This window comes from Novosphingobium gossypii (genome assembly GCF_050433305.1).
Taxonomy (GTDB): domain Bacteria; phylum Pseudomonadota; class Alphaproteobacteria; order Sphingomonadales; family Sphingomonadaceae; genus Novosphingobium; species Novosphingobium gossypii.
Window position 1 is genome coordinate 463527 of sequence record NZ_JBNPXM010000001.1, and the last position, 25162, is coordinate 488688.

General features: G+C 65.1%; 27 protein-coding genes and 2 riboswitches. Of the genes, 17 read left to right on the forward strand and 10 right to left on the reverse strand.

Annotation, left to right across the window (positions count from 1 at the left end; translation table 11 throughout):
* Positions 1 to 56 precede the first annotated feature (56 nt).
* The 8 genes from GGR40_RS02510 to GGR40_RS02545 all read left to right on the forward strand — a co-directional run bounded on the left by GGR40_RS02510 (position 57) and on the right by GGR40_RS02545 (position 7768).
* The gene (locus GGR40_RS02510; RefSeq protein WP_429274616.1) at positions 57 to 293 is read left to right on the forward strand and encodes a hypothetical protein; all 237 of its coding nucleotides are present in this window, start codon (positions 57 to 59) and stop codon (positions 291 to 293) included.
* Between the two features lie 44 nt (positions 294 to 337).
* Positions 338 to 1510 carry a deoxyguanosinetriphosphate triphosphohydrolase gene (locus GGR40_RS02515; protein WP_429274617.1) on the forward strand — a complete coding sequence of 391 codons (1173 nt, stop codon included), beginning with the start codon at positions 338 to 340 and terminating at the stop codon, positions 1508 to 1510.
* 9 nt (positions 1511 to 1519) lie between these two features.
* Complete coding sequence (locus GGR40_RS02520) at positions 1520 to 2191, forward strand: NAD(P)H-binding protein (RefSeq protein WP_429274618.1); 672 nt, start codon at positions 1520 to 1522, stop codon at positions 2189 to 2191.
* A gap of 94 nt (positions 2192 to 2285) precedes the next feature.
* Positions 2286 to 2385, forward strand: a riboswitch (glycine riboswitch).
* A 1-nt stretch (position 2386) separates the two neighbouring features.
* Positions 2387 to 2507: riboswitch (glycine riboswitch) on the forward strand.
* Positions 2508 to 2544: 37 nt separating this feature from the next.
* Positions 2545 to 3711 (forward strand): glycine cleavage system aminomethyltransferase GcvT, encoded by a 1167-nt coding sequence (gene gcvT, locus GGR40_RS02525; protein WP_429274619.1) that lies wholly within the window; start codon positions 2545 to 2547, stop codon positions 3709 to 3711.
* Between the two features lie 30 nt (positions 3712 to 3741).
* The gene (gene gcvH, locus GGR40_RS02530) at positions 3742 to 4113 is read left to right on the forward strand and encodes a glycine cleavage system protein GcvH (protein WP_429274620.1); all 372 of its coding nucleotides are present in this window, start codon (positions 3742 to 3744) and stop codon (positions 4111 to 4113) included.
* A 144-nt stretch (positions 4114 to 4257) separates the two neighbouring features.
* The gene (gene gcvPA, locus GGR40_RS02535) at positions 4258 to 5628 is read left to right on the forward strand and encodes an aminomethyl-transferring glycine dehydrogenase subunit GcvPA (RefSeq protein ID WP_429274621.1); all 1371 of its coding nucleotides are present in this window, start codon (positions 4258 to 4260) and stop codon (positions 5626 to 5628) included.
* Positions 5625 to 7223: an aminomethyl-transferring glycine dehydrogenase subunit GcvPB gene (gcvPB, locus tag GGR40_RS02540; protein ID WP_429274622.1), complete on the forward strand. Its 1599-nt coding sequence runs from the start codon at positions 5625 to 5627 to the stop codon at positions 7221 to 7223. Before gcvPA ends, gcvPB begins: the two co-directional genes overlap by 4 nt.
* A 5-nt stretch (positions 7224 to 7228) precedes the next feature.
* A complete protein-coding gene (locus tag GGR40_RS02545) occupies positions 7229 to 7768 on the forward strand; it encodes a DUF1453 domain-containing protein (RefSeq protein ID WP_429274623.1) in 540 nt (179 codons plus the stop codon).
* A gap of 15 nt (positions 7769 to 7783) precedes the next feature.
* On the opposite strand, the gene GGR40_RS02550 is transcribed toward GGR40_RS02545, so the two are convergent.
* The 3 genes from GGR40_RS02550 to GGR40_RS02560 all read right to left on the reverse strand — a co-directional run bounded on the left by GGR40_RS02550 (position 7784) and on the right by GGR40_RS02560 (position 9135).
* Positions 7784 to 7915, reverse strand: a complete 132-nt coding sequence (locus GGR40_RS02550; protein WP_429275202.1) for an entericidin A/B family lipoprotein — start codon at positions 7913 to 7915, stop codon at positions 7784 to 7786.
* A gap of 123 nt (positions 7916 to 8038) precedes the next feature.
* Entirely contained in the window at positions 8039 to 8170 is a 132-nt protein-coding gene (locus GGR40_RS02555) for an entericidin A/B family lipoprotein (RefSeq protein ID WP_429274624.1), read from the reverse strand.
* A gap of 71 nt (positions 8171 to 8241) precedes the next feature.
* Positions 8242 to 9135, reverse strand: coding sequence for a DMT family transporter (locus GGR40_RS02560; RefSeq protein ID WP_429274625.1), 894 nt, complete (start codon positions 9133 to 9135; stop codon positions 8242 to 8244).
* Between GGR40_RS02560 and GGR40_RS02565 the strand changes: the two genes are divergently transcribed.
* Positions 9110 to 9448: a hypothetical protein gene (locus GGR40_RS02565; protein ID WP_429274626.1), complete on the forward strand. Its 339-nt coding sequence runs from the start codon at positions 9110 to 9112 to the stop codon at positions 9446 to 9448. The two genes, GGR40_RS02560 and GGR40_RS02565, sit on opposite strands and share 26 nt — an antisense overlap.
* Before the next feature lie 122 nt (positions 9449 to 9570).
* Positions 9571 to 10179, forward strand: coding sequence for a YceI family protein (locus tag GGR40_RS02570; protein ID WP_429274627.1), 609 nt, complete (start codon positions 9571 to 9573; stop codon positions 10177 to 10179).
* 665 nt (positions 10180 to 10844) lie between these two features.
* Here GGR40_RS02570 and GGR40_RS02575 read toward each other — a convergent pair.
* Positions 10845 to 12359, reverse strand: coding sequence for a CpaF family protein (locus GGR40_RS02575; RefSeq protein ID WP_429274628.1), 1515 nt, complete (start codon positions 12357 to 12359; stop codon positions 10845 to 10847).
* Positions 12360 to 12468: 109 nt separating this feature from the next.
* Here GGR40_RS02575 and GGR40_RS02580 point away from each other — a divergent pair, with 109 nt between their 5' ends.
* The gene (locus tag GGR40_RS02580; RefSeq protein WP_429274629.1) at positions 12469 to 12747 is read left to right on the forward strand and encodes an HNH endonuclease; all 279 of its coding nucleotides are present in this window, start codon (positions 12469 to 12471) and stop codon (positions 12745 to 12747) included.
* A 72-nt stretch (positions 12748 to 12819) separates the two neighbouring features.
* Here the strand turns inward: GGR40_RS02580 and ilvC are convergent, their stop codons facing one another.
* The 4 genes from ilvC to miaA all read right to left on the reverse strand — a co-directional run bounded on the left by ilvC (position 12820) and on the right by miaA (position 17348).
* Positions 12820 to 13839 (reverse strand): ketol-acid reductoisomerase, encoded by a 1020-nt coding sequence (gene ilvC / locus GGR40_RS02585; RefSeq protein ID WP_429274630.1) that lies wholly within the window; start codon positions 13837 to 13839, stop codon positions 12820 to 12822.
* Positions 13840 to 13920: 81 nt separating this feature from the next.
* Positions 13921 to 14439, reverse strand: a complete 519-nt coding sequence (gene ilvN, locus GGR40_RS02590) for an acetolactate synthase small subunit (protein WP_103729682.1) — start codon at positions 14437 to 14439, stop codon at positions 13921 to 13923.
* A gap of 15 nt (positions 14440 to 14454) precedes the next feature.
* On the reverse strand, positions 14455 to 16197 hold the full coding sequence (ilvB, locus tag GGR40_RS02595) for a biosynthetic-type acetolactate synthase large subunit (protein WP_429274631.1): 1743 nt from the start codon (positions 16195 to 16197) through the stop codon (positions 14455 to 14457).
* A 170-nt stretch (positions 16198 to 16367) separates the two neighbouring features.
* Positions 16368 to 17348, reverse strand: coding sequence for a tRNA (adenosine(37)-N6)-dimethylallyltransferase MiaA (gene miaA, locus GGR40_RS02600; protein ID WP_429274632.1), 981 nt, complete (start codon positions 17346 to 17348; stop codon positions 16368 to 16370).
* Between miaA and serB the strand changes: the two genes are divergently transcribed.
* Entirely contained in the window at positions 17341 to 18222 is an 882-nt protein-coding gene (gene serB, locus GGR40_RS02605) for a phosphoserine phosphatase SerB (protein WP_429274633.1), read from the forward strand. The genes miaA and serB overlap by 8 nt on opposite strands.
* Before the next feature lie 37 nt (positions 18223 to 18259).
* On the opposite strand, the gene GGR40_RS02610 is transcribed toward serB, so the two are convergent.
* Positions 18260 to 18721, reverse strand: coding sequence for a GreA/GreB family elongation factor (locus GGR40_RS02610; RefSeq protein WP_429274634.1), 462 nt, complete (start codon positions 18719 to 18721; stop codon positions 18260 to 18262).
* A complete protein-coding gene (locus GGR40_RS02615) occupies positions 18718 to 20598 on the reverse strand; it encodes an ABC-F family ATP-binding cassette domain-containing protein (RefSeq protein WP_429274635.1) in 1881 nt (626 codons plus the stop codon). Before GGR40_RS02615 ends, GGR40_RS02610 begins: the two co-directional genes overlap by 4 nt.
* A 283-nt stretch (positions 20599 to 20881) precedes the next feature.
* On the opposite strand from GGR40_RS02615, the gene GGR40_RS02620 reads away from it, so the two are divergent.
* From GGR40_RS02620 to GGR40_RS02640, 5 genes are all read left to right on the forward strand, one after another.
* On the forward strand, positions 20882 to 21193 hold the full coding sequence (locus GGR40_RS02620; RefSeq protein WP_429274636.1) for an FtsB family cell division protein: 312 nt from the start codon (positions 20882 to 20884) through the stop codon (positions 21191 to 21193).
* Between the two features lie 173 nt (positions 21194 to 21366).
* On the forward strand, positions 21367 to 22434 hold the full coding sequence (gene pdhA / locus GGR40_RS02625) for a pyruvate dehydrogenase (acetyl-transferring) E1 component subunit alpha (protein WP_429274637.1): 1068 nt from the start codon (positions 21367 to 21369) through the stop codon (positions 22432 to 22434).
* Position 22435: 1 nt separating this feature from the next.
* The gene (locus GGR40_RS02630) at positions 22436 to 23827 is read left to right on the forward strand and encodes a pyruvate dehydrogenase complex E1 component subunit beta (RefSeq protein WP_429274638.1); all 1392 of its coding nucleotides are present in this window, start codon (positions 22436 to 22438) and stop codon (positions 23825 to 23827) included.
* A gap of 108 nt (positions 23828 to 23935) precedes the next feature.
* On the forward strand, positions 23936 to 24637 hold the full coding sequence (locus GGR40_RS02635; protein WP_429274639.1) for a hypothetical protein: 702 nt from the start codon (positions 23936 to 23938) through the stop codon (positions 24635 to 24637).
* Between the two features lie 68 nt (positions 24638 to 24705).
* A complete protein-coding gene (locus tag GGR40_RS02640; protein WP_429274640.1) occupies positions 24706 to 25158 on the forward strand; it encodes an EF-hand domain-containing protein in 453 nt (150 codons plus the stop codon).
* The last annotated feature ends 4 nt before the right edge of the window (positions 25159 to 25162 follow it).

Sequence of the window (25162 nt, forward strand, 5' to 3'; positions counted from 1 at the left end):
TCGGGCGCCGCAACGGGTATTTGTGCGTGCTTGCGAGAGGTGTAAGGGCGCAAGCCATGAACCGCCTCGTCACGACGTTCGCTCTCATCGCCGTCCTGCTTGCTGCCGCATGCATGGGCCGCCGCCTGGTGCGTCACCTGTCGCTTGGCCAGATCCACAAGCTTACCGCCCTGCAGCGCGAAGACCGGTACCCCGAAGGACTGGTGCGCGCCGCGCGCGAAATCGACGATCTGCGCGTCGTCAAGGTAACGGGCACCTCGCTGCTCTTGTGCAGCACCGGCCTATCCCGCTAGGGCGCTGACGGGCCATCCTTTTCGTTGCACTCGCGGAGTTCCGATTGACACCTCCTGACCTTCGCGCACCTTATGCTTCCGACCCGTCCCGTTCGCGCGGGCGTGAGTTCTCGATCGAGAACGGCCTTGCCCGCGGCGCGCGCAGCCCCTACCAGCGCGACCGCGACCGCATCATCCACTCGATCGCGTTTCGCCGTCTGCGCTACAAGACGCAGGTCTTCGTCGCGCCCGACGGCGATCATTATCGCGTTCGCCTGACGCACAGCCTGGAAGTGGCGCAGATCGCCCGCGTCATCGCCCGCATCCTGGGCCTGGATGAGGATCTGACCGAAGCGCTGGCGCTGGCTCACGACATCGGCCACCCGCCCTTCGGCCATGCCGGAGAAGACGCTCTCGACGCCGCGCTGCACAAGGCAGGCGGCTTCGATCACAACGCCCATACCCTTCGTACGTTGATGCGGATCGACAGCCCCTATTGCGAGCATGACGGCCTGAACCTGACGTGGGAAACGCTGGAAGGGCTGGCCAAGCACAACGGCCCGGTGCTCGAACCGACCTGGGCGCTGGCCGAACTGGACGCCGCCTACAACCTCGACCTCGGTAGCCATGCCTCGCTTGAAGCGCAGGTGGCGGCGCTATCGGACGATATCGCCTATGACAATCACGACATCGACGATGGCCTGCGTGCCGGGTTCCTCGACCTTGACGAACTGCTGGCCCACCCCTTCGTGGTCGATCGCTGGAACGAGGTGGAGCGCCGCTATCCCGGAGTGCCGCTGGATCGCCAATTGGCCGAACTGATCCGCAGCCAGATCGGCGTGATGGTCAACGACCTGGTCGCGCAGACGCAGAAGAACCTTGTGGGCATCGGCAGCATCGAAGACGTGCGGGCCGCGGGCAGGGCGCTGGTCGCCTTCTCACCCGAGATGGCCGAGGGTGAGCGTGCCTTCAAGCGCTTCATGTACGAAAAGCTCTATTACCATCCCGAGCAGGTGGAAACTGCGCGCCGTGCGCGTGCGCTGCTGGCCGAACTTTATTCCGCCTACTCGCAGGAGACGGTGCTGATGGAGGAAAGCTGGATCGACACGATGCCACGCTTCGAGCCTGCCCGCAGCCGCCACATCGCCGACTACATCGCCGGCATGACCGACCGTTTCGCCATCGCCCGCCATGCCGAGATATATGGCCGCACGCCCGAGGGCCTGAGCAATGTCTAGGGCCTGACGGTGGCGCAGGGGGTGGTTCGCATATGCCTGGTGGGGGCCACCGGGCTGGTCGGCTCCGCGCTGATGGCAGAGGCTGTCGGGCGCGATGACGTGCGGATCGTCGGCGTCGGTCGGCGCGAGGCGGTGTTGCCGCCGGGCGCGCGCATGGAAATGCTGGTGGGCGAACCGATCGACTGGCCGCAACTGATCCGCGCGGCGCAGGCCGAAGTGCTCGTCTGCGCGCTGGGCACCACGATAAAGGCGGCGGGCAGTCGCGAACAGTTCCGCGCCGTGGATCATGATCTTGTTCGCTTCACCGCGGAAGCCGCGCGCGAGGCCGGGGTCGAGCGCATGATCGTCGTCTCTTCGGTTGAGGCTGCGCGCGAGAGCAGCAACTTCTACCTCAGCGTCAAGGGAGAAACCGAGGACGCGCTGGGTCGGCTCGGTTTCCACCGCCTCGACGTGCTGCGGCCCAGCCTGCTGCGCGGCGCGCGCCATGAACAGCGGCCGCTGGAAGGCGCATGGCAGATAGTCGCGCCGGTGGCCGACCGCCTTGCGCTCCATGGCCGCCTGCGCCGCTTCCGCTCAATCCGCGCGCGCGACGTGGCGCGGGCGATCCTGACCTTCGCGCGTGAGGAAGCGCAAGGCCGCTTCGTGCATGAACACGATGCGCTGAGGCAGGCGGCGCGATGACTGTTCCTCACCGCCTGCAAGGGGACAAAGTGGGCGCTTGCGCGCAACGCCCGTTGACTTGCGTGCCACGCTCACCCAAGGCTCCGCTCACTCGCTGACACGCGCGGGAGAGACCCTGGACCGATTCGTCGGAATAGGGCGCCGAAGGAGCAACCGCCCCGGAATCTCTCAGGCAAAAGGACCGCGCAGCGTCTAAAGCGAGCCTCTGGAAAGTGCTCCGCCCATTTCGGTCGTGGCCGCCGACGGTGTAACCCGGCCCGTCCCATGAGGGGTGACGCGGGGGAAGCTCTCAGGTTTCCGTGACAGAGGGGGCACCGATGTTGGTGGTCCATATCTGCGCGCGGAGTCGTGTCTTGAGCGAATTTCCTGTTTCCGACCAAGCCCCTGATGACGATTTCGTGGAAGAGATCGAAGTTCTTACCCTGCCGCTCGATGCCTGGCATCGCGAGAAGGGCGGCCGCATGGTCGAATTTGCCGGCTACTACATGCCCGTCCAGTACGAGGGCATCATGGCCGAGCACTTGTGGACGCGCGAGAACGCGGGTTTGTTCGACGTCAGCCACATGGGTCAGGTCCATGTCTCCAGCGAAGCGGGCCTGACGTCCGAGGTAGAGGCGGCGCTGGAATCCGCGCTGCCGATCGACCTTTCTACGCTCAAGGTCGGCGCGCCGCGCTACTCCCTGCTGCTGGACGAAAACGGTGGCATTCTGGACGACCTGATGGTCACACGCTGGGCGACCGGGTTCTATCTGGTGGTCAACGGCGCGACCAAGTGGGACGATCTGGGCACCCTGCGCGAACTGCTGCCGGACGACGTAACGCTCAACCATCTCGATGAAAGCGCGCTGCTGGCGCTGCAGGGGCCCAAGGCTTTCGCCGCACTGGAACGCCATGTCGAGGGCGAGGTGCCGCTGGCGTCGCTGACCTTCATGAAGGGTGCAGCCTACAAGCTGGGCGGCGTCGATGCATGGATCAGCCGCTCGGGGTACACCGGCGAGGACGGTTTCGAGATCGCCATTCCGAGCGAATCCGCCGCTCACGTTGCCGAACTGCTCTGCGGCGAGCCGGAGGTGAAGCCCATCGGCCTCGGCGCGCGCGACAGCCTGCGTCTTGAGGCCGGCCTGCCGCTTTACGGCCATGACCTGTCGCCTGAAACCAGCGTCGTCGATGCGGACCTTAAGTTCGCCGTCAACAAGCGCCGCCGCACCGAAGGCGGCTTCCCCGGTGCCGACCGCGTGCTTCGCGACTTTGCCGAAGGCACCGCCCGTCGCCGCATCGGCCTCGTCCTTGAAGGACGCATGGCGGCACGTGAAGGCGCCAAGGTTTTCCAGGGCGAACAGGAAGTTGGCGTAGTGACTTCGGGTGGTTTCTCACCTTCTCTGCAGCAGCCGATCGCCATGGCCTACGTCGATACCGCCCTGATTGCAGAGGGCACGCCGCTTACCATCGAAATGCGGGGCCGGACGCTCGAGTGCAAAGTCGCGCTGATGCCCTTCGTACCCCACCGCTATCACCGCTGAGGCTAAATCCTCCAAGCAAAGGACTTTCCCATGACCCGCTATTTCTCCGAAGACCATGAGTGGATCGAAGTCGAAGGCGACGTCGGCACCGTTGGCATCACCGACTATGCGCAGGGCCAGCTGGGCGACATCACCTTCGTCGACCTGCCCGCCGAAGGCGCGACCGTCGGCAAGGGTGATTCCGTGTCGGTCGTCGACTCGGTAAAGGCCGCCTCGGACGTCTACACCCCGGTTTCGGGCACCATCGCCGCGGTCAACGACGCCTTGGCCGACCAGCCGGAACTGGTGAACACCGACGCCGAAACCGGTGGCTGGCTGTTCCGCGTGACCCTATCCGACGCCGCCGAACTCGGCGCGCTGATGGATGAGGCTGCTTACAAGAGCTACGTCGACAGCCTCTGACCTCCCGATCCTCCCCCGTCGAGGGGGAGGAGGACCGTCCGCAGGACGGTGGAGGGGGGTGGCGCAGCGCCAGTCCCCTCCGTCAGCCGCTTCGCGACTGTCACCTCCCCCGCCCGGGGAGGATCCTGATGAGAGACCGCCTCAATGCGCTACCTTCCCCTGACCCCGGCCGATCGCGCCTCCATGCTGGAGACCATCGGCGCTGCCACCGTCGATGACCTGTTCGTCGACGTGCCCGCCGAGCACCTGCTTGCCGGCTCAATCGAGGGCCTGCCCGCCCATGCCAGCGAGATGGCCGTCGAACGCCACATGACCGCGCTGGCTGCGAAGAACCTGAGCGCGGGCGCCGCGCCGTTCTTCATCGGTGCCGGTGCCTATCGTCACCATGTCCCCGCCTCGGTCGACCATCTGATCCAGCGCGGCGAGTTCCTGACCGCCTACACGCCTTACCAGCCGGAAATCGCGCAAGGTACGCTGCAGGTGCTGTTCGAGTTCCAAACCCAGGTCGCGCGCCTGTTCGGCACCGACATCGCCAATGCATCGATGTACGATGGCTCGACCGCGTGCTGGGAAGCGATCCTGATGGCCGCGCGCGTCACCCGCAAGGGCCGCGCCGTCCTGTCGGGCGGCCTGCACCCGCACTACGGCGAAGTGGTGCGCACCATGGCGAAGTTCACGAAGGACGATATCGTCTCCCTGGCGCCGGAACTGACCGCCGATCCGGACGATGCCGCGCTGATCGCCGCGATCGACGACAAGACCTCATGCGTGGTCGTTCAGTACCCCGACGTACTGGGCCGCATCCCCGACCTTGCGGCGATTTCCGACGCGGCCCATGCCGTGGGCGCGCTGGTCGTTGCTGTCGTGACCGAGCCGGTGGCCCTGGGCCTGATCGAGGCGCCGGGCAACCTTGGCGCCGACATCGTCGTGGGCGAGGGCCAGTCGCTGGGCGTAGGGCTGCAGTTCGGCGGTCCGTACCTTGGCCTGTTCGGCTGCCGCGAGAAGTTCGTGCGCCAGATGCCGGGGCGCCTCTGCGGACAGACTGTCGATGCAGAAGGCAAGCGCGGCTTCGTGCTGACGCTGTCCACGCGTGAACAGCATATTCGCCGCGAAAAGGCGACGAGCAATATCTGCACGAATTCAGGCCTTTGCGCGCTGGCTTTCAGTATTCACCTGACATTGTTGGGCGGCGAAGGGCTGGCACGACTGGCTGCGGTGAATCACGCCAGGGCACAGGCGACGTTCGAGCGTCTTGCGAAGGTACCGGGCGTTTCGATCCTGAACGACGCCTACTTCAACGAAGCGACGGTGATTCTGCCGCGTGATGCCCGCGAAGTGGTGCGCGAACTGGTTGACAGGCAAGTGCTTGGCGGCGTGTCGCTGGGCCGACTGTTCCCGGTGGCCGACGGTCTGCACAACAGTCTGCTGGTCGCTGCGACCGAGACTACCACCGACGAAGATATTGAGGCTTTCGCCACTGCGCTGGAAGCCGTTCTTGCAGGAGCGAGCGCATGAACGCCCCCAACGCATCCGGCTGGCGCCCGTCCATGGGCGGCGCCGGAGAGGCTAAATTTGCAACGTCGTCAGGTGACTATGGCCTGATGCTCGAAGAAGCTCTCAGCTTCGAGCTGGGCAGCGCCGACAAGTGCGGCGTCGACATCGACGCAGCCGATCGTGCCCCCGCCGCCGGTCTGGGCAAGTTCTTGCGCAAGGCGGCGCCTGCACTGCCGGGTCTGACCGAGCCGGAAACCGTGCGCCACTACACCCGCCTGTCGCGCCAGAACTATGCCATCGACCTCGGGCCGTTCCCGCTCGGCTCGTGCACGATGAAGCACAACCCGCGTCTGAACGAGAAGATGGCCCGCCTGCCCGGTTTCGCCGATGTGCACCCGATGCAGCCCCAGACCACCGTGCAGGGCGCGCTGGAAGTCATCGAGCAGCTGGCCGACTGGCTCATCACGCTGACCGGCATGGCTTCTGTCGCGATGAGCCCCAAGGCCGGCGCGCATGGCGAACTGTGCGGCCTGCTGTGCATCCGCGCCGCGCTGGATGCACGCGGTGAGACCCGCGACGTGGTGCTGGTGCCGGAAAGCGCCCATGGTACCAATCCCGCCACTGCCGCGTTCGCGGGCTTCAAGGTGGAATCCATCCCGGCAACCCCGGCGGGCCGCGTGGACGTGGCGGCGTTGAAGGCCAAGCTGGGGCCGAATGTGGCGGGCGTGATGATCACCAACCCGAACACCTGCGGCCTGTTCGAGCCGGACATGCGCGAGATCGCCGATGCGGTCCACGCGGCGGGCGGCTACGTCTATTGCGACGGCGCCAACTTCAACGCCATCGTCGGCAAGGTGCGTCCGGGCGATCTTGGCGTCGATGCCATGCACATCAACCTGCACAAGACCTTCTCCACCCCGCACGGCGGTGGCGGTCCCGGTGCCGGCCCGGTGGTGCTCTCCGAAGCGCTGGCGCCCTTCGCGCCGCTGCCGTTCGTGACGCGCGGTGCCGACGGTTCGATCCACCTGGTCGAGGAGGAGAACGCGGATGAGGGCCACGCGCAGGCGTTCGGTCGCATGGTCGCCTTCCACGGGCAGATGGGCATGTTCACCCGCGCGCTGACCTACATCCTCAGCCACGGCGCGGACGGCCTGCGTACGGTGGCCGAGGACGCGGTGCTCAACGCCAACTACGTGCTGCGTTCGTGCGAGGATCTGCTGCCCGCGCCCTTCGCCGACAGCGGGCCGTGCATGCACGAAGCGCTGTTCAGCGACGCGGGGCTGGCCGATGGCTTCTCCACGCTCGACATCGCCAAGGGCCTGATCGACGAGGGTTTCCACCCGATGACGGTCTACTTCCCGCTGGTGGTCAAGGGCGCGATGCTGGTCGAGCCGACCGAGACCGAAAGCAAGGCCGGTCTGGACCGCTTCATCGGTTCGCTGCGCAGCCTTGCCGAGCGGGCGAAGGCGGGCGACGAGAGCCTGCACTCCGCGCCGCACTTCGCGCCGCGCAGGCGGCTTGACGAAACGCTGGCCGCACGCAAGCCGGTGCTGGTGTGGAACGGCGAACCGGGCGTGCCCGGCACGCCGTCGCTGAGCGAAATCGGCGGAAGCTGACGCATATGGGGGAAGGTGAGCGCGGGCTGATCACGTATCTGCCGCTGGCGATATTCGTGGGCATCATGGCACTGCGCATGATGCGGATGAAGAAGGCCCGCGCACTGCGCCTTCCCCTGTTATGGATCATGCCGATGATCGTCATCGTGGCGGTATCGCTGGCGCTGGCCGGCATGCCGCCGAGCGACCTTGGCTGGCTGTGCCTGTCCGCAGGGGCGGTCGTCGGCGGCGCCATCGGCGCGCAGCGGGCGCGGCTGATGCACCTGCATATCGAGGGTGAGGGCGACAAGGCGCGCGTGATGGTGCGGCAGTCGCCGCTGGCCATCCTGCTGATCGCCGTGGTGTTTCTGGTGCGGCGCCTGATCCTGCCGAGTGGGTTTCAGGCAGGTGTCCATGCACCCGCACACGCGGCGCGCCCTGTGGGCAACGCGCTGCTGATGCTGGATGCCACGCTCGGGTTTGCGCTGGGCATGGTAGTGGCGCTACGTCTGGTGCTCTGGATCAGGGCACGCAACATGGTGAAGCACCATGTTTTCGACGCCTGAGGCGCCGAATCCAGCTTAGCGGAGTGCGTCCGAACCGGCCTGGCCGACGGACTCGATGTCCCGACCCACGCCCTTCACCGTATTGCAGGCGGTGGCGGTTAAAAGAATGCCGCTCATCACAATGGCGGCAAGAACCTTCCTGTTCATCGAAAGCATGTTCCCTGACTGGTCGATGACCGACTAGCCGAACATGCGATGCTGTGGAAGCGGGCTTCGGAAGAGAGGCAGGCGGACCCCGATCGGTGGCTGTGGAGCCCGCCCGCTTACCCGTTACTTGATGGCGTCTTCGCCGGCCTGGCCGACCGACTGGACGTCACGACCCGCACCCTTGACGGTGTTGCAGGCAGCAGCGGAGAAAACGATGCCGCCTGCGACGAGGGCGAGAACGAGCTTCTTGACCATGTGATGTTCCTTTTTTCGGTGCGTGCGGGCGCTTGCCCGGTCGCGCATCGGTGTGAACACGCAAGGGCAGTTCAGGTTCCTTGCGCGGCGTCTTCTGTGGCGCCTTCGTCCGCTGCGGAGGTGGGCGAGACGCGGCGGGACAGGAAATGTTCGCGCGAGGTGATGATGAGGCCCGCCGCGACGATGATCGGCGCGCCCAGCCACATCGCCGTCGAGGGAACGTGGCCCCAGATCGTCCAGCCATAGAGCGTGGCCCAGATCAGCGACGAATAGTCCATCACCACCACGGTTGCCACCGGCCCGAAGCGCAGGGCCGAAGTCAGCAGAAACTGCGCCAGCGTGCCTGTGAGGCCGATCGCGGCAAGCAGCATCCATTCGCGCGGGCCATGTGCGCTGGCGTAGAAGGGTAGCGCCGTGGCGGCGATCAGACCGCCGAAGAACACGAACCAGAAGACGCAGGTGATCGGCGCCTCGGTGCGCGACAGATCGCGGATCTGGAAGCTGATGATCGCCACCATCAGGCCTGCGCCCAGCCCCGCAGCCAGCCCGAGTGCGGGCAGGGGAGCGCTCTGCGCGGCCGCACCTGGCTGCGTTATCACCAGCACGCCAACGAAGCCGAGCACCACCGCCGTCCAGCGCCACGGCCCCACCCTTTCACGCAGCACGAGGGCGGTGATGAGCACCGCGAACAGCGGCGTGGTGAAGCCCAGCGTCGTGCCCACCGCCAGCGGCAGCAGCGTGGCCGCGCCAAGGTTGCAGCATAGGCCCAGCGTGCCGCTGAGCGCGCGCTTGGCGTGGCTGCCGATCCGCCGGGTGCGCAGGATGCCGAGTTCTCCGCGGAGCGCCAGCCATGCCAGGATGAACGGCACCGACATGCCCTGCCGCCAGAACACCAGTTCGGGCAGGGACACGCCGGCTTCGGCGGCCAGCTTCACCAGCATGAACATCGTCGCCAGCATTGCCATGGCAGCAAGGCGTAGCGCGATGGCCAGCATGGGGCGGTCGGTTCTTGGGGAAACGGTCACGACTGCGGGCTTTAACTTCGTCCCGCGCGGAGGCAAGGCGTGGAGCATGGAAGATTCGCGGATTCTGATGACCATCTGCGGCGCCGTTGCCGCGCTGATCGCGGTGGTGGCGTGGGTGGGCGACCATCGACGGCACCGGCGCAAGCATATCGATCGGGTGGGCTTCATGCCGTGGACGGCGATCTTCTTCTTCGCGTTGATGGCGGCGGTGTTGTTGCTGGGCCTTTCCGCTCGGGGATGGCTGGCAGGCTGAGCCATCGGCCATGCAAACCGTTCGACAAACCTGAACAAGTGCATCGACTTTATCGGGCTGTTTTGCAGGCCGAGGGGGTGGGATCACAGGCTTCCACTCAGGATACCTTGCCGGAGAATACCATGAACCGCATTTTCGCGTCCGCGCTGGCCGCCGCTTCGCTCGCCGTTGCCGCGCCGATCGTCGCGCAGCAGGCCGACACCAGCCCCGCCGCCGTCCAGGCCGGCACCTATGCCCTCGACTCCGCGCACACGCTGGTGCGCTTTACCGTCGATCACTTCGGCATCAGCGAGTTCTTCGGCACGCTGCCGGGGGCAACCGGTACGCTGTCGCTGGACACGAAGAACCTGGCTTCGGCCAAGCTGGACGTTTCGGTGCCGGTCGCTTCGGTGTCCACCACCAACAAGACGCTGGACGAGGAACTGGTCAGCGCCGACTGGTTCGACGCCGCGAAGTACCCGACCATGCGTTTCGTTTCCACCAAGGTGACGAAGACCGGCGCGCGCACCGCCGACATCGCGGGCAACCTGACGCTGCACGGCGTGACGAAGCCGGTCGTGCTCAAGGCGACGTTCAAGGCCGCCAACGTGAACCCGATGAAGAAGGTCTACACGCTGGGCTTCAACGCGGTGGGTACGATCAAGCGCACCGAGTTCGGCGTCACCAAGTACGCGCCGCTGGTGAGCGACGAGACGCAGATCGCCATCACCGCGGCGTTCGAGAAGCAGTAAAGGCCACTCTCCCCGACGCAGGGAGTGATAGTCCGAAAAAGTCGGGGAGGGCGTTTGCCGTAGGCGCAAGGCGGCGATGCCCCTCTTCGCTAAGCGAACGGCGCTCTTCCCCATGTCGGGGAGGAGGGCTGCTCGCAAAAGCCTTTCCTACATCGCGCAGATCGCGTTTACCCTTGTGGATGAAACCGCAACCTCATCGCCGGGGCCACATCCGCGTCCCGGCCTTCGCCGCCGTGCCCGTACGCGCCCGCAAGGACGGTTGGACGCCTGCGCGACAGGCCGACTTTTTGGGCGCTTTGGCTGAAACCGGCTCGGTCGCACAGGCGGCAAGTCGCGTGGGCCTTTCGCGGGAAAGTGCCTATCGCCTGCGCCGAAAACCCGGTGCGGGCGGTTTTGCAACTGCGTGGGACGCGCTGACGCAAAAGGCCGGACCCGCGAAATCGCGCCGCCGGCGAAAGGTCACACCCGAAGAGCGCCACGCGCGCGCCACGGCGGGCCTTCTGAAGCCCCAAATCCATCGCGGAAAACATGTCGGAACGGATCTAAGTGACGACAATCGCGCGCTTATATCCCTGCACGGGCAGTTCGCGCGATCACGCCGGCGGCGGCCGTCGGCACGCTGCAACAGCACACCGGTTCGCACGCATCCTGCATCAACCAGCGGGTCAGAGGCAGGCTTCGAGATAGGCCTGGTCGAAGCCGAACTGGCGCGCCTTTTCCAGCGTGTAGGGGCGCAGGCCGGAGGGGCGGAACTCGCCGATGATCTTGCCCTCGTCCGTCTCGTCCAGATACTCGAACTTGAAGAGTTCCTGCGTGACGATGACGTCGCCCTCCATGCCGATCACCTCGGTGATGTTGGTGGTACGGCGCGAACCGTCGCGCAGGCGCTTCACCTGCACGATCAGGTCGACCGATTCGGCGATCTGGCGGCTGATGGCTTCCTTGGGGATCTTGATGTCGCCCATCAGGATCATGTTTTCCATACGGCCCAGGCATTCGCGCGGTGAGTTGGCGTGGAGCGTGCACATCGATCCGTCGTGGCCGGTGTTCATCGCCGCCAGCAGGTCGAAGCACTCGGCGCCGCGGATTTCGCCCAGGATGATGCGGTCAGGACGCATACGCAGGGCGTTCTTGACGAGATCGCCGATGGTGATCGCGCCCTGTCCTTCAAGGTTCGGAGGGCGCGTTTCGAGCGGCAGCCAGTGCGGCTGCTGCAGGCGCAGTTCGGCGGCGTCTTCGATCGTCAGCACGCGCTCGCCCGGGTCGATCATCTTCGACAGCGCGTTGAGCATGGTGGTCTTGCCCGAACCCGTACCGCCGGAAATGACGATGTTCATCCGGCAGGCACCGGCGATCTTGAGCGCGGTGGCCATCTTCTCGCTCATCGAGCCGAAGCCCTGCAGCATGTCGATGGTGATCGGCTTTTCGGAGAATTTACGGATCGAGATGGCCGTGCCGCGCAGCGACAGCGGCGGGACGATGACGTTGACGCGGCTGCCGTCCTTGAGGCGCGCGTCGGCCAGCGGCGTCGTCTGGTCAACGCGGCGGCCCACCTGATTGACGATGCGCTGGGCGATCTGGAACAGGTGCTGCTCGTCGCGGAACTTGGTGGGTGCAAGCTGGAGCTTGCCCTTGCGCTCGATGTATGTCTGGTTCGGCCCGTTGACCATGATGTCCGAGATTTCGGGGTCGTTGAGCAGTTCCTCCAGCGGCCCGAAGCCCAGCAGTTCGTCGATCAGCACCTTCTCCAGCGCGAACTGTTCGCGGCGGTTGAAGGTGATCTTCAGTTCGGCCAGCACTTCCATGATGATCGGACGGAATTCCTCCGACAGTTCATCCTTGGTGAGGGTGGCGGCGGCCTCGGGGTCCACGCGCTCCAGCAGGCGGGGGAGCACCTGTTCCTTGATCTTGTGGATCGAGGCTTCGAAGCCGTTCTGCTCGGACTGTTCGTGGACGGCGTTGGCGCGGTCGGCCAGACGGGACATGGCATCGTCGCGAGAAGGAGCGGGGCCCTCGGTGGCGGGAAAGGGATCGCCCGGCATGGGCACGCCGCCGGGCAGACCGCCCTGACCGCCGCCGGGTTTGCCGGGGCCGCCGGTCAGCGGCTTTGCCACTCCGAACGCAGGGCGGGCGCCTTGGCCCATCCCACCGATACCGCTGCGCCGACCGAATGCCGTCATGAAATCAACCTTTAGCGCGGCCCTTTTCGAGGGCCTGATTTTGCCTCGTTGAAGCGATGTTAAGGTTGAAACTTTGATAACTTCCTAATGGCCCGGGCGTTGGAGCACCATGGACGAAGAGGTAAGGCAATGCTGGCTGTGCGCACGCCCGCTGGGGCGCAAGGTGGAGTGGCATCATCCCGTGCCCAAAAGCCGGGGCGGGCGCGAAACGGTGCCGCTGCATCCCATCTGCCATCGCACCATCCACGCAGCGCTGAGCAATGCGCAGCTGGCGCGGATGGACCCGGATGCTGCGGAACTGATGAAGGTGGAGGAGATCGCCCGCTTCGTGCGCTGGGTAGCCGGCAAGCCGCCGGACTTCCACGCTCCCACGCGGAAGAAACGGTGATGCAAAAAATCGCAAAAACGGGCGGGCGGCCTTTCGACCACCCGCCCGCCGTTTACGGATATGTCCGCAGGATCAGTTCTTGGTCTTGTCGACCAGGGCGTTGGCGCCGATCCAGGGCATCATCGCGCGAAGCTTGGCGCCGGTCTCTTCGATCGGATGGCGCTGGGCGATCTTGCGCGAGGCCTTCAGTTCGGGCTGGCCGGCGCGGTTGTCGAGCACGAAGTCCTTGACGAAGCGGCCGGACTGGATGTCGTCCAGGACGCGCTTCATTTCCTTCTTGGTCTCTTCGGTGATGATGCGCGGGCCGGTCTTGATGTCGCCGTATTCGGCGGTGTTCGAGATCGAGTAGCGCATGTTGGCGATGCCGCCTTCATACATCAGGTCGACGATCAGCTTCAGTTCGTGGAGGCACTCGAAATAGGCCATTTCCGGTGCATAGCCGGCTTCGACCAGGGTTTCGAAACCGGCCTGGACCAGCGCGGTTGCGCCGCCGCAGAGCACGGCCTGCTCACCGAACAGGTCGGTTTCGCATTCCTCGCGGAAGTTGGTCTCGATGATGCCCGAGCGACCGCCGCCGACGCCCGAAGCGTAGGCCAGGGCCACGTCCTGCGCGTTGCCGGTCACGTCCTGGTGGATCGCGATGAGGCAGGGCACGCCGCCGCCCTTCAGGTATTCGCCGCGCACGGTGTGGCCGGGGCCCTTGGGTGCGATCAGAAACACGTCGATGTCGGTGCGCGGCTCGATCAGGCCGAAGTGGACGTTCAGGCCATGCGCGAAGGCCAGCGCGGCGCCGGGCTTGAGGTTGTCATGAATGTCGTCGGCGTAGATTGCGGCCTGATGCTCGTCGGGAGCCAGGATCATGAGCACGTCGGCCCATGCGGCGGCTTCCTTGTTCGACAGCACCTTGAAGCCGGCGGCTTCGGCCTTCTTTGCGGTGGCCGAACCTTCGCGCAGGGCGATGGCGACGTTCTTGGCGCCCGAATCGCGCAGGTTCTGGGCATGGGCATGGCCCTGGCTGCCGTAACCGACGATCGCGATCTTCTTGTCGGCGATCAGGTTGATGTCGCAATCGGCGTCGTAATAGACCTTCATCGTTCTTCCTTCCGTCATCCCGGCGGGGCGGGACGGTTGTTGATCAGGCGCCGCCCTGCAGGGCAGACGCAAATTGAGTATTCAGGCTTCCTGCGGGCCGCGGGCCATCGCCACGATGCCGGTGCGGCCGACCTCGACAAGGCCAAGGTCGCGCATCAGCGCCACGAAGCTGTCGATCTTGTCCGGCGCGCCGGTCATCTCGAAGATGAAGCTTTCGGTCGTGGTGTCGACTGGACGGGCGCGGAACACTTCGGCGATGCGCAGCGCCTCGACCCGCTTGTCGCCGACGCCCGCGACTTTCACCAAAGCCAGTTCGCGCGCCACGTGTGGGCCAACTTCGGTAAGGTCGACGACCTTGTGAACCGGCACCAGCCGTTCAAGCTGGGCGTGGATCTGGTCGATCTGGCTGCGAGGCCCGTGCGTGACGATGGTGATCCGACTCACCGCGTGGTTGTCGGTGATGTCGGCCACGGTCAGGCTGTCGATGTTGTAACCGCGCGCAGTGAACAGGCCGGCGATCTTGGCGAGAATGCCCGCCTCGTTGTCGACCGTGACGGTGAGGACGTGCCGTTCCTCGGCTTCATGCTGGATATGCATCATGGTTCGTCTCGTTCCTCAGACCAGCGCTTTGGCTTCGTCGTCCATCGTGCCGGCGACGGTATCGCCGTAGAGGATCATGTCGGTATGCGCCGCGCCCGAGGGGATCATCGGGAAGCAGTTGGTTTCCTTGTGGACCAGGCAGTCCACGATGACCGGGCCGGGATGGTCGATCATCGCCTGGATGCCGGCGTCGAGTTCGCTCTCGTTCTCTATGCGAATGCCCTTCCAACCGTAGGCTTCGGCCAGCTTCACGAAGTCGGGCAGGCTGTCCGAATAGGAGTTGGAGTAGCGGCTTTCGTAAGTCAGTTCCTGCCACTGGCGGACCATGCCCATCCACTCGTTGTTGAGGATGAAGACCTTGACCGGCAGGCGGTACTGCGTGGCGGTGCCCAGTTCCTGGATGTTCATCTGGATCGAGGCGTCGCCGGCGATGTCGATGACCAGGCTTTCCGGATTGCCGCACTGCGCGCCGATTGCGGCGGGCAGGCCATAGCCCATGGTTCCCAGACCTCCCGAAGTCAGCCACTTGTTGGGGCTGAAGAACGGGAAATACTGCGCCGCCCACATCTGGTGCTGGCCGACCTCCGTGGAGATCACCGGATCGCGATGCCTCGTCAATTCATACAGACGCTCGACTGCGAGCTGTGGCATGATCGCCTGCGCGTTCGATGGGTAGGACAGGCTCTTCTTCTCGCGCCAGCCGTTGACGCGGGCATGCCATGCGGAAAGATCCTGGCCTTTGCGCGCGCCCCACTCCGCCAGCATCTGGTCGAGGACGGTGGCGCAGTCGCCGATGATCGGCAGGTCCACCGGCACAGTCTTGTTGATGGAGGCGCGGTCGATGTCGATATGGATCTTTTCCGAGTTCGGCGCGAAAGCATCGAGGCGGCCCGTCACGCGGTCGTCGAAGCGGGCGCCAACGCAGACGATCAGGTCCGCCTGGTTCATCGCCATGTTCGCCTCGAACGTGCCGTGCATGCCCAGCATGCCCAGCCAGTCGGCATGGTCCGCCGGGAAGGCGCCAAGGCCCATCAGCGTCGAGGTCACGGGCGCGCCGGTCTTCGCCTGCAGTTCGCGCAGGAGAGCGGTGGCGCGCGGGCCGGAGTTGATGACGCCGCCGCCGGTGTAGAACACTGGAGCCTTGGCATTCGCCAGCATCTCCACCGCGCGCGCGATCTCTTCCGACGTGCCCTCAGTGCGCGGGTTGTAGCGCTGGTGACGCTGGATCGGGCCATCGCTCCAGGCCGCCATGGCGATCTGGACGTCCTTGGGGATGTCGATCAGAACCGGGCCGGGGCGACCGGTCGTGGCGATCTGGAACGCCTCGTCCACGATCGCGGCAAGATCCGCCGGATCCTTCACCAGATAATTGTGCTTGGTGCAGTGGCGCGAGATGCCGACGGTGTCCGCTTCCTGAAACGCGTCCGAGCCGATCAGCGCGGTCGGAACCTGACCGGTGATGACGACGAGGGGGATGGAATCGAGGAATGCGTCAGCAATGCCGGTGATGGCATTGGTCGCGCCGGGGCCGGAAGTGACCAGCACGACGCCGGGCTTGCCGGTGGAACGCGCGTATCCTTCAGCGGCATGTGCCGCGCCGGCTTCGTGGCGGACAAGAATGTGCCTAAGTCGTTCATCGCCGAAGAGGGCATCGTAGATCGGTAGCACGGCACCGCCGGGATAGCCGAATACGAACTCGACCCCCTGCTTGACCAGGCTTTCGACCAGGATGCTCGCGCCGCTGCGCTCTTCAGTCACGACATATTCCTTCACAAATTCGTCCGGGGTGGAGGCACCGGCAGTTCCGGTTGCTTCCAATGAAATCCGACCCGGCACGTCGGCTTGAGCGTACCGGGTCTTCCATCATTGCCCTGCATGACTTCCATCATCAGGACAGGATTGGCCTCTAGGCATGTGGATATGTCAGGTCAACCCGGAAAACGCAATAAAATGTCATTTATTAGGTTTGCATTGTAATTTTCAAATTGAACCCGCAGCCAATCTGCTGGGGGCTGATGTCGCAGCCATGTGAATTGTCGCTTGGCATAATTGCGCGTCGCCTGAGAGCCGCGGACGATGGCATCTTCCAGCGTCCAGTCGCCTGCGATGACGCCGCGCAGTTCAGGCACGCCGATTGCCCGCATCACCGGCAGGTCGGGATCGAGGCGACGCGTCAGCAGGGCTTCCACTTCCGCAAGCGCACCGCGATCGATCATGCGCTGAAACCGCAGGTCGCAGCGGGCGTAGAGCCATTGACGGTCGGGCAGCAGAATGGCCGGATGAAGTACGATGGCGTCCCCGATGCCGCCGGTGGTCTGCGCCTGCCAGTGAGCTAGTCCGTGCCCGGTGGAGCGCACGACTTCGAGCGCGCGGGCCACCCGCGTCGTGTCGGCGGGCGACAGACGCGCGGCGCGTTCGGGGTCTTCGATTTGAAGCGCCGCGTAGGCTTGCGCTACGGGCAGGGCGCGGATCACCTCCCGTACTTCGGGGTCGATCGCGGGGATCGGTGCGATGCCGTCAAGGAGTGTGCGGATGTAAAGGCCGGTCCCCCCGACCAGGATCGGCACAGCACCCTCTGCGTGGATGGCGGCGACGGTTGCCGCGGCGGTGCGGGCCCAGTCGGCGGCGGAGCAGCTCTGCGCACCGTCCCAGGCGCCGAACAGGCGGTGCTCCATGCCGCCCATGTCCTCTTCGGTGGGACGAGCGCTGAGAATGTTCAGATCGGCGTAGACCTGAGAACTGTCGGCGTTGACCACCACCGCGCGGCGGCCGCGCCGTTCCAGTTCCTGCGCGAGGGCGACCGCACAATCGCTCTTGCCGCTGGCGGTCGGCCCTGCGATGAGCGCCAGCGGCGGCCGGTCTCCGGCTGAGATATCGTATGGCGCATCAAGGGGTTTCGCAGTGCTCATTGCCCGGCTGATAGCAGAACCGGATCATCTTTCGACCAGTCTCGAAGCCGCGAAGGCGCAGATGGGGCAGGGCGGCGTGCGGATCGCCGATGCCGCCATGCTCGATTTCTGCGGGCAGACGATGCAGATCGATTCGCCCGACGACGATGCGGACGTCCTTCGCGCCGCGCTCGATGCGCATTTCGGCAGGACCGACGGCCTTGTCACGACGGATGAGCCGGTGGTGCCGCGCGTGTTCATCTCCGACATGGATTCGACCATGATCGGGCAGGAATGCATCGATGAGCTTGGCGACTTCGCAGGCCTGAAAGAACGCATCGCCGAGATCACCGAGCGGGCCATGCAGGGCGAACTCGATTTCGAGCAGGCCCTGCGTGAGCGCGTCGGCCTGTTGAAGGGGCTTTCTACCAGCGCTATCGACGAATGCCTCGACACGCGCATCCGCCCGATGCCGGGCGCGAAGATCCTGGTCGAGACACTGAAGAAGCTGGGTTGCCGCACCGTGCTGGTCACCGGCGGCTTCCACCACTTTGCCGATCCGGTTGCCGCGCAGCTTGGCTTCGAGCACGTCGTCGGCAACCGGCTGGAAGTGGCCGATGGCAAGCTGACCGGAGGCCTGGTGGGGGGCATCGTCGATTCGGCGGTGAAGAAGGCGACGCTGCTGGCGGAACTGGATGCAGCGGGCGAAGGTGTTACCAGCCTTGCAACGGGCGACGGCGCGAACGACATCCCGATGCTGGAAACGGCGACCTATGGCATCGCCTATCACGCCAAGCCCAAGGCGCGCGCCGCATCGAACGGCTGGATCGATCGCGGCGACCTGACCAGCGTGCTTCGCCTGCTGGGCATTCCCGAGAAGGACTGGGTTCGCTGAGAAGGCCGTGGTCCCGGACCTGATCCGGGACGGCGGGTTACGCGGCGCCGACTTCGACGACCTCGATCGCCTCTTCGCGACCGTTGAAATCGACAAACTCGCCAGCCTGCGCGCCCAGCAGGGCTTTGGCGAGGGGGGCCGCGTAAGCCAGCCGGTCCTGCGCGGGATCGGCTTCGTCATGGCCGACGATGACGATTTCGCGCGACTTCCCGCTCAGCAGGAAGCGGACGCGGCTGCCGAAGCGGACGGTGTCTCCGGCGGGCACCGGCTGGACCTGTGCTGTGTCTAGGCGGGCGTGCCAGTAGCGCAGATCCCGCTTGGCGGCGTTCAGAGCGGTCTCCTCGGTGAGGGCGGAAACCTGCGCCTCCAGCTGCGCGATGCGTTCGACGATCAGTTCCCGGCCACGGGCAGTGACCAGATTGGGGCCGGGCGGGATCGGCACCTCGAACTTGGGTTCCAGATGCTCCTCGTCCCCGTCGCGCCGAAACGCAACGCTCACTTGCCGCGACCCATCAGCGTTTCGAGTTCCTCGTGGACTTCCAGCCATTCGGTCTCGGCAACTTCAAGGGCCTCAGCGGCAGTGCCATGCCGCTTGCCTAGCGCGCCGATCGCCAGCCCCTTGAGGTCGCCCTTGGCGGACGCCGGATCGGCCAGTGCATCCACCACAGCGTCCACTTCCGCCTGCGCTCGCTTCATACGCGTTTCGGCGGCTGTGACCTTCTTGCGCAAGGCCTTCAGTTCCTCGCGCGCGATGGCACCGGATTTCTTTGCAGGTGCATCGCCCGCCTTCGACACGATTTCGGCCTTGGGCTGGTTCCGGCCCAGCACGAAGTCGATGTAGTCCTCCATCGACCCGTCGTAGTTGGTCGCCGTGCCGCCATCGACCAGCACCAGCCGGTCTGCCGCCAGTTCGACCATGTGGCGGTCGTGGCTGACGAGGATCACCGCGCCTTCGAAGTCGTTGAGCGCCTGCACCAGTGCTTCGCGCGCATCGACGTCGAGGTGGTTGGTCGGCTCGTCGAGGATGAGCATGTGCGGCGCGTCACGCGTCACCAGCGCCAGCGCAAGGCGCGCGCGCTCTCCACCCGACAGGGTCCGTGTCTCTGCCGTGGCACGGTCGCCGGAGAAGCCGAAGCGGCCCAGCTGGCCGCGCACCGCGACCGGCGGCTTGTCCTTCATCGCCTGCGTCATCAGTTCGAGCGGCGTGGAGTCCGAAGGCAGCTCCTCCACCTGATACTGGGTGAAGTAGCCGATGCGGATCTTGGGCGAGAAGTTAATCTCTCCCTCCATCGGGTCCAGCTGCCGGGCCAGCAGGCGCGCCAGCGTGGTCTTACCGTTGCCGTTGCGGCCCAGCAGCGCGATGCGGTCTTCCGGATCGATGCGCAGGTTCAGACGCTTGAGGATCGGATTTTCCGCCTCGTACCCGACGGCGGCAAGGTCCAGCGTGATGAGCGGCGGGCGCAGTTCATCCGGGCTGGGGAAGTTGAAGCTGAGCGAGCTGTCTTCCGCCATCGCGGCGATCGGCTGCATCTTCGCCAGCATCTTCGCACGCGACTGCGCCTGCTTCGCGGTGGATGCGCGGGCCGAGTTGCGCGCGACGTAATCGGCCAGCTTCTTCTTCTGCGCTTCCTGGTTGGCCCGCGCCGCAGCGGCCTGCGCCGCACGCTCCGCCCGGATGCGCTCAAAGCTGTCGTAGTCGCCGGGGTAAAGCGTCAGCTTGCCCTGCTGCAGGTGCAGGATATGGTCGACTACGGTATTGAGCAGGTCGCGTTCGTGGCTGATGACCAGCAGCGTGCGCGGATAGCTCTTGAGGAAGTTTTCCAGCCACAGCGTCGCTTCGAGGTCGAGGTGGTTCGACGGTTCGTCAAGCAGCATGACGTCCGGTTCCGAGAACAGCAGGGCAGCCAGCGCCACGCGCATCTTCCAACCGCCCGAGAAGCTGTCGAGCGGACGCGACTGCATCTCCTCGTCGAAGCCCAGGCCGACGAGGATGCGCGCGGCGCGGGCGGGGGCGGTATAGGCATCGATGGCGATCAGCCGCTCGTGCACGTCGCCGAGGCGATTGGGATCGGTACACGTCTCCGCCTCGGCCAGAAGGGCTGTGCGCTCGGTATCGGCTTCGACCACCGCCTCGAACGGAGTGCGCGTGCCGCTCGGCGCTTCCTGAGCGATATAGCCCAGACGCGCGCGGCGCGGCATGTCCACCGAACCGCCGTCGGGGTCGAGTTCACCGATGATCGTCTTGACCAGCGTCGACTTGCCCGCGCCATTGCGGCCGATCAGACCGATCTTGCCGTTCTGCGGAAGTGTGGCCGAAGCGCCGTCCAGAATGGTGCGGCCGCCCAGGCGCACGGTGATATCACGAATGCTCAACATGGCGGGGCGCGTAGCAGGGTCGGCGAGAAAGCGGAACCGGGGATGAAGAGGGTCGAAGCGAGGAATCTGAAGCCGTCGCCTTAGGCCCGCAGACTGTCGTTGTGGCACGCGGTGAACCCCGGCATCATCTGTTGCCTTGAACACACTTGATGCGCCCATCAACTTATCAACATCAAAACTTTGCTGCAGCGTTTCGCGCAATTCTCCTCCGCCTGTCGCAAAGCGCAGGAATCCGTTAGAGTTTGGGCTTGCAACCCCGAATCACTTATGATTCAAACGACTGATGCGAACCGTGCGACAGGACACCAACTTAGCTAGAGAACGCCTCGTCAAGGGTCTTGCCCTGGCGTTGCTCGTGCTGATGGGGCTGTGGTGTGTCGCCGGGCCCAGCGGGCTTCTCGCCTGGGGCGAAAATCAGCGTCTTCTCGAGCAGCGTCAAAACCAGCTTGGCGACCTCAAGGTCGATCGCGATCATCTGAAGAACCGCGTCGCATTGCTCAATCCCCGCAAGATGGACCCCGACCTTGCCGGAGAACTGGTGCGCAGCAACCTGAACGTCGCGCGCCCCGACGAAATGGTCATGCAACTGCCCTGACCGTTCGTGCGTTGTCTCTGGTTGGAGAGGCGCGATAATGCTGTTTTCTGCAAATCTTGTTGCAAAAAAGTCCACGTTTGACGCTCGATTTCGAGCGTCTGCGCTTTCGCTTTGGCTGCGTCCTTCCTATACCGCCCGGACTGAAACGATCGCACCAACGTTGGGAGCATGCGTTGCCCAAAGCAAAGACATCGGCGGCTGAAACCGCTGCCGCAGAAGAGGATTTCGCGCTGCACAGCCTTCAGGCAACCCTGGATGCCGACAAGCGCTACACGCCTTCCAAGGAAGAGCTTCTGCATTTCTACGAGCAGATGCTGCTCATCCGCCGCTTCGAGGAAAAGGCAGGCCAGCTGTACGGCCTCGGCCTGATCGGCGGTTTCTGTCACCTCTATATCGGCCAGGAAGCCGTCGCCGTCGGCCTGCAGTCCGCGCTCGACAACGACAAGGACTCGGTCATCACCGGCTACCGGGACCATGGCCACATGCTCGCCTACGGCATCGACCCCAAGGTCATCATGGCCGAGCTGACCGGACGTGAAGCGGGCATCTCGAAGGGCAAGGGCGGCTCGATGCACATGTTCTCCGTGGAGCATCGCTTCTACGGCGGTCACGGCATCGTCGGTGCGCAGGTTTCACTCGGCGCAGGTCTGGCGTTCGCGCACAAGTACCGTGAAGACGGCGGCGTCGCGATGGCTTACTTCGGCGATGGTGCGGCCAACCAGGGCCAGGTCTACGAAAGCTTCAACATGGCGGCGCTGTGGAAGCTGCCGATCATCTTCGTGATCGAGAACAACGGCTACGCCATGGGCACCGCCGTGAAGCGCGGGTCCGCAGAAACGCACTTCCACCGCCGCGGCACCTCGTTCCGCATTCCCGGCATGTCGGTCAACGGCATGGACGTGCTCGAAGTGCGCAAGTCGGCCGAAGTGGCGCTGGAATATGTGCGCGCGGGCAATGGCCCGGTCCTCATGGAGCTGAACACGTACCGCTATCGCGGTCACTCAATGTCGGACCCCGCAAAGTACCGCAGCCGCGAGGAAGTGCAGGAAGTGCGCGAGAAGCGTGATCCGATCGAACACGCCAAGACCGAGCTGCTTGCCCTGGGCGTGACCGAGGAAGCGCTGAAGGAAATCGACAAGCGCGTGCGTGCGCAGGTCGCCGAATCCGCCGACTTTGCAGAGAACTCGCCGGAACCCAACGCCCCCGAACTGTATACCGACGTCCTGGTGGAGAGCTACTGAGATGGCGATCGAACTGAAGATGCCCGCTCTCTCCCCGACCATGGAAGAGGGCAAGCTGGCCAAGTGGCTGGTCAAGGAAGGCGACGAGGTTTCCTCGGGCACTATCCTTGCCGAAATCGAGACTGACAAGGCAACGATGGAATTCGAATCCATCGACGAAGGAACCGTCGGCAAGATACTGATCGCCGAAGGAACCGAAGGCGTGAAGGTCGGCACGGTCATCGCGCTGCTCGCTGGGGAAGGCGAAGATGCGTCTGCCGTCGAGGCGCCCAAGGCCGAAGCGAAGACCGACGCGCAGCCCGCCTCGGGCGAAAAGCCGGCAGAGGACAGGAAGCCTGCCGAAAGCGGCACCGCCAACCTGCACTCCGATCTGAAGACCGCGCGCGATCCCGAACTGCCCCGCGGCACCAACATGAAGACCTCGACCGTTCGCGAAGCCCTGCGCGATGCGATGGCCGAGGAAATGCGTCGCGACGACCGCGTATTCGTGATGGGTGAGGAAGTCGCCGAGTACCAGGGCGCCTACAAGGTGACGCAGGGCCTGCTCGAAGAGTTCGGCCCGACCCGCGTAATCGACACCCCGATCACCGAATACGGCTTTGCCGGCATCGGCACGGGTGCGGCGATGGGCGGCCTGCGTCCGGTCATCGAGTTCATGACGTTCAACTTCGCCATGCAGGCGATCGATCACATCATCAACTCGGCCGCTAAGACCAACTACATGTCCGGCGGCCAGATGCGCTGCCCGATCGTGTTCCGTGGTCCCAACGGCGCGGCATCGCGCGTGGGTGCGCAGCACTCGCAGAACTACGGTCCGTGGTACGCCAACGTCCCCGGCCTCGTCGTCATCGCGCCTTACGATGCGTCGGATGCCAAGGGCCTGCTCAAGGCCGCGATCCGTTCGGAAGACCCGGTCGTGTTCCTTGAGAACGAGCTGGTCTATGGTCGTTCGTTCGAACTGCCCGAACTGGACGATCACGTCCTGCCGATCGGCAAGGCCCGCGTCATGCGCGAAGGCAAGGACGTGACGATCGTGTCCTACTCCATCGGCGTCGGCCTCGCTCTCGAAGCAGCAGAACGGCTGGCAGAGGAAGGCATTGACGCCGAAGTCATCGATCTTCGCACGCTGCGTCCGCTGGACAAGGAAACGGTGCTCGCCAGCCTTGCCAAGACCAACCGCATGGTCGTGGCAGAGGAAGGCTTCCCGGTCTGCTCGATCGCGTCGGAAATCATCGCGATCTGCATGGAAGACGGCTTCGACAACCTCGACGCGCCGGTCGTGCGCGTCTGCAACGAGGACGTGCCGCTGCCTTACGCCGCGAACCTCGAGAAGCTGGCGATCATTGACGCCGACCGCATCGTCGCGGCGGTGAAGAAGGTCACCTACAAGTAATCCCCACGCTCCGGCGTCGGAATGATGCACGGGCGGCGGTGTTCTGGCACCGCCGCCCGTGTTGCGTTTTGGGTTTCCCGCGGGCCGGGCACCGACTAGGGAAGCGGCGTGACCGACTCTCCGACCCCCACGACAGCCCCGATGATCGCCGCCTCGAACGAGGACATCCTCATCCAGTCGCTGCCGACCGTGTCGCGGCTGGCACTGGTCTATGCGCCCAGGTCTGCACGCGAACAGACGCTGGCGCTGCTGGCGCTCGATGCCCGGCTGGCCCATCTGCTGCGCCATTCGCGTGAGCCGATGATGGCGCAGCTGCGTCTGGCGTGGTGGCGTGAATCGCTGGGCCAGTCTGCCGACCAGTGGCCGGAGGGGGAGCCACTGCTCGCGCTACTCAAGAGCTGGAACGGCCATCATGGCGGTCTTGTCCCGCTGATCGACGGGTGGGAAGCCATGACCGGCGCCGCCCCGCTGCCGCCCACCGCGCTGGAAGCAATGGCACAGGGGCGGGGAGAGGCTTTCGCTGCGCTTGCCGAAGCCCTGGGGCGCAGCGCGGAACGGGCGGCTGCCCTGAAGCTGGGCCGTGCCTGGGCGCTCAACGATCTGGCGATGCGTCTGGGACACGCCAGTGAGCGCGCTGCCGCCCGCAAACTGGCGCAGGCCAGCGGAGGCGCGCGGCTGTCGCGTTCGCTGAGGCCACTGATGGTGCTGCATGGACTGGCGGCGCGACGCCTGGAAAAGGGCGATGAATCCGGCGCCACCTCGCCCGCTGCGATGCTCAAGGCGATGCGACTGGGCCTGCTCGGGTTCTGATTGCAGGGTTGTAATTTCCTTCCGGGGCGTCGCCGGTTCTAGGGTTGCGTGGTCATGGATACCTCGCAATGAATCGCTTCCTTCTCGGCGGCCTTGCCGTCTTCGTGCTTCTGGGCATTGGCCTGTTCTGGTGGCAGGGCCATGCCGAGGTGGAGGCTGCCGCCCCCGATCCCGCGCCGATGGCGACCGGGCCCGCCGCCTTGCCCAGCGCCGACGTTGGCGAAATGGTCGGCCCCGAACTGCCCGAGGCGACTGACCTTAGCCGCGAACAGCGGCGCTTCGGCCGCTACGACCGCGACCGCGACGGCAGGATTTCGCGCAGCGAAATGCTGTCGACCCGCGCCGACGGATTCCGCAAGCTCGACAAGGATGGCAACAACCTGCTGACGTTCGAGGAGTGGGCGGTCGCCACCGTCGACAAGTTCGACGGCGCCGATGGCGACCGCGACGGCTTCCTCACCGCTGCCGAATTTCGAAGGACCGCACCGCCGCCCAAGCCCAGGCCGAAATGTTCGTGCTGATCGG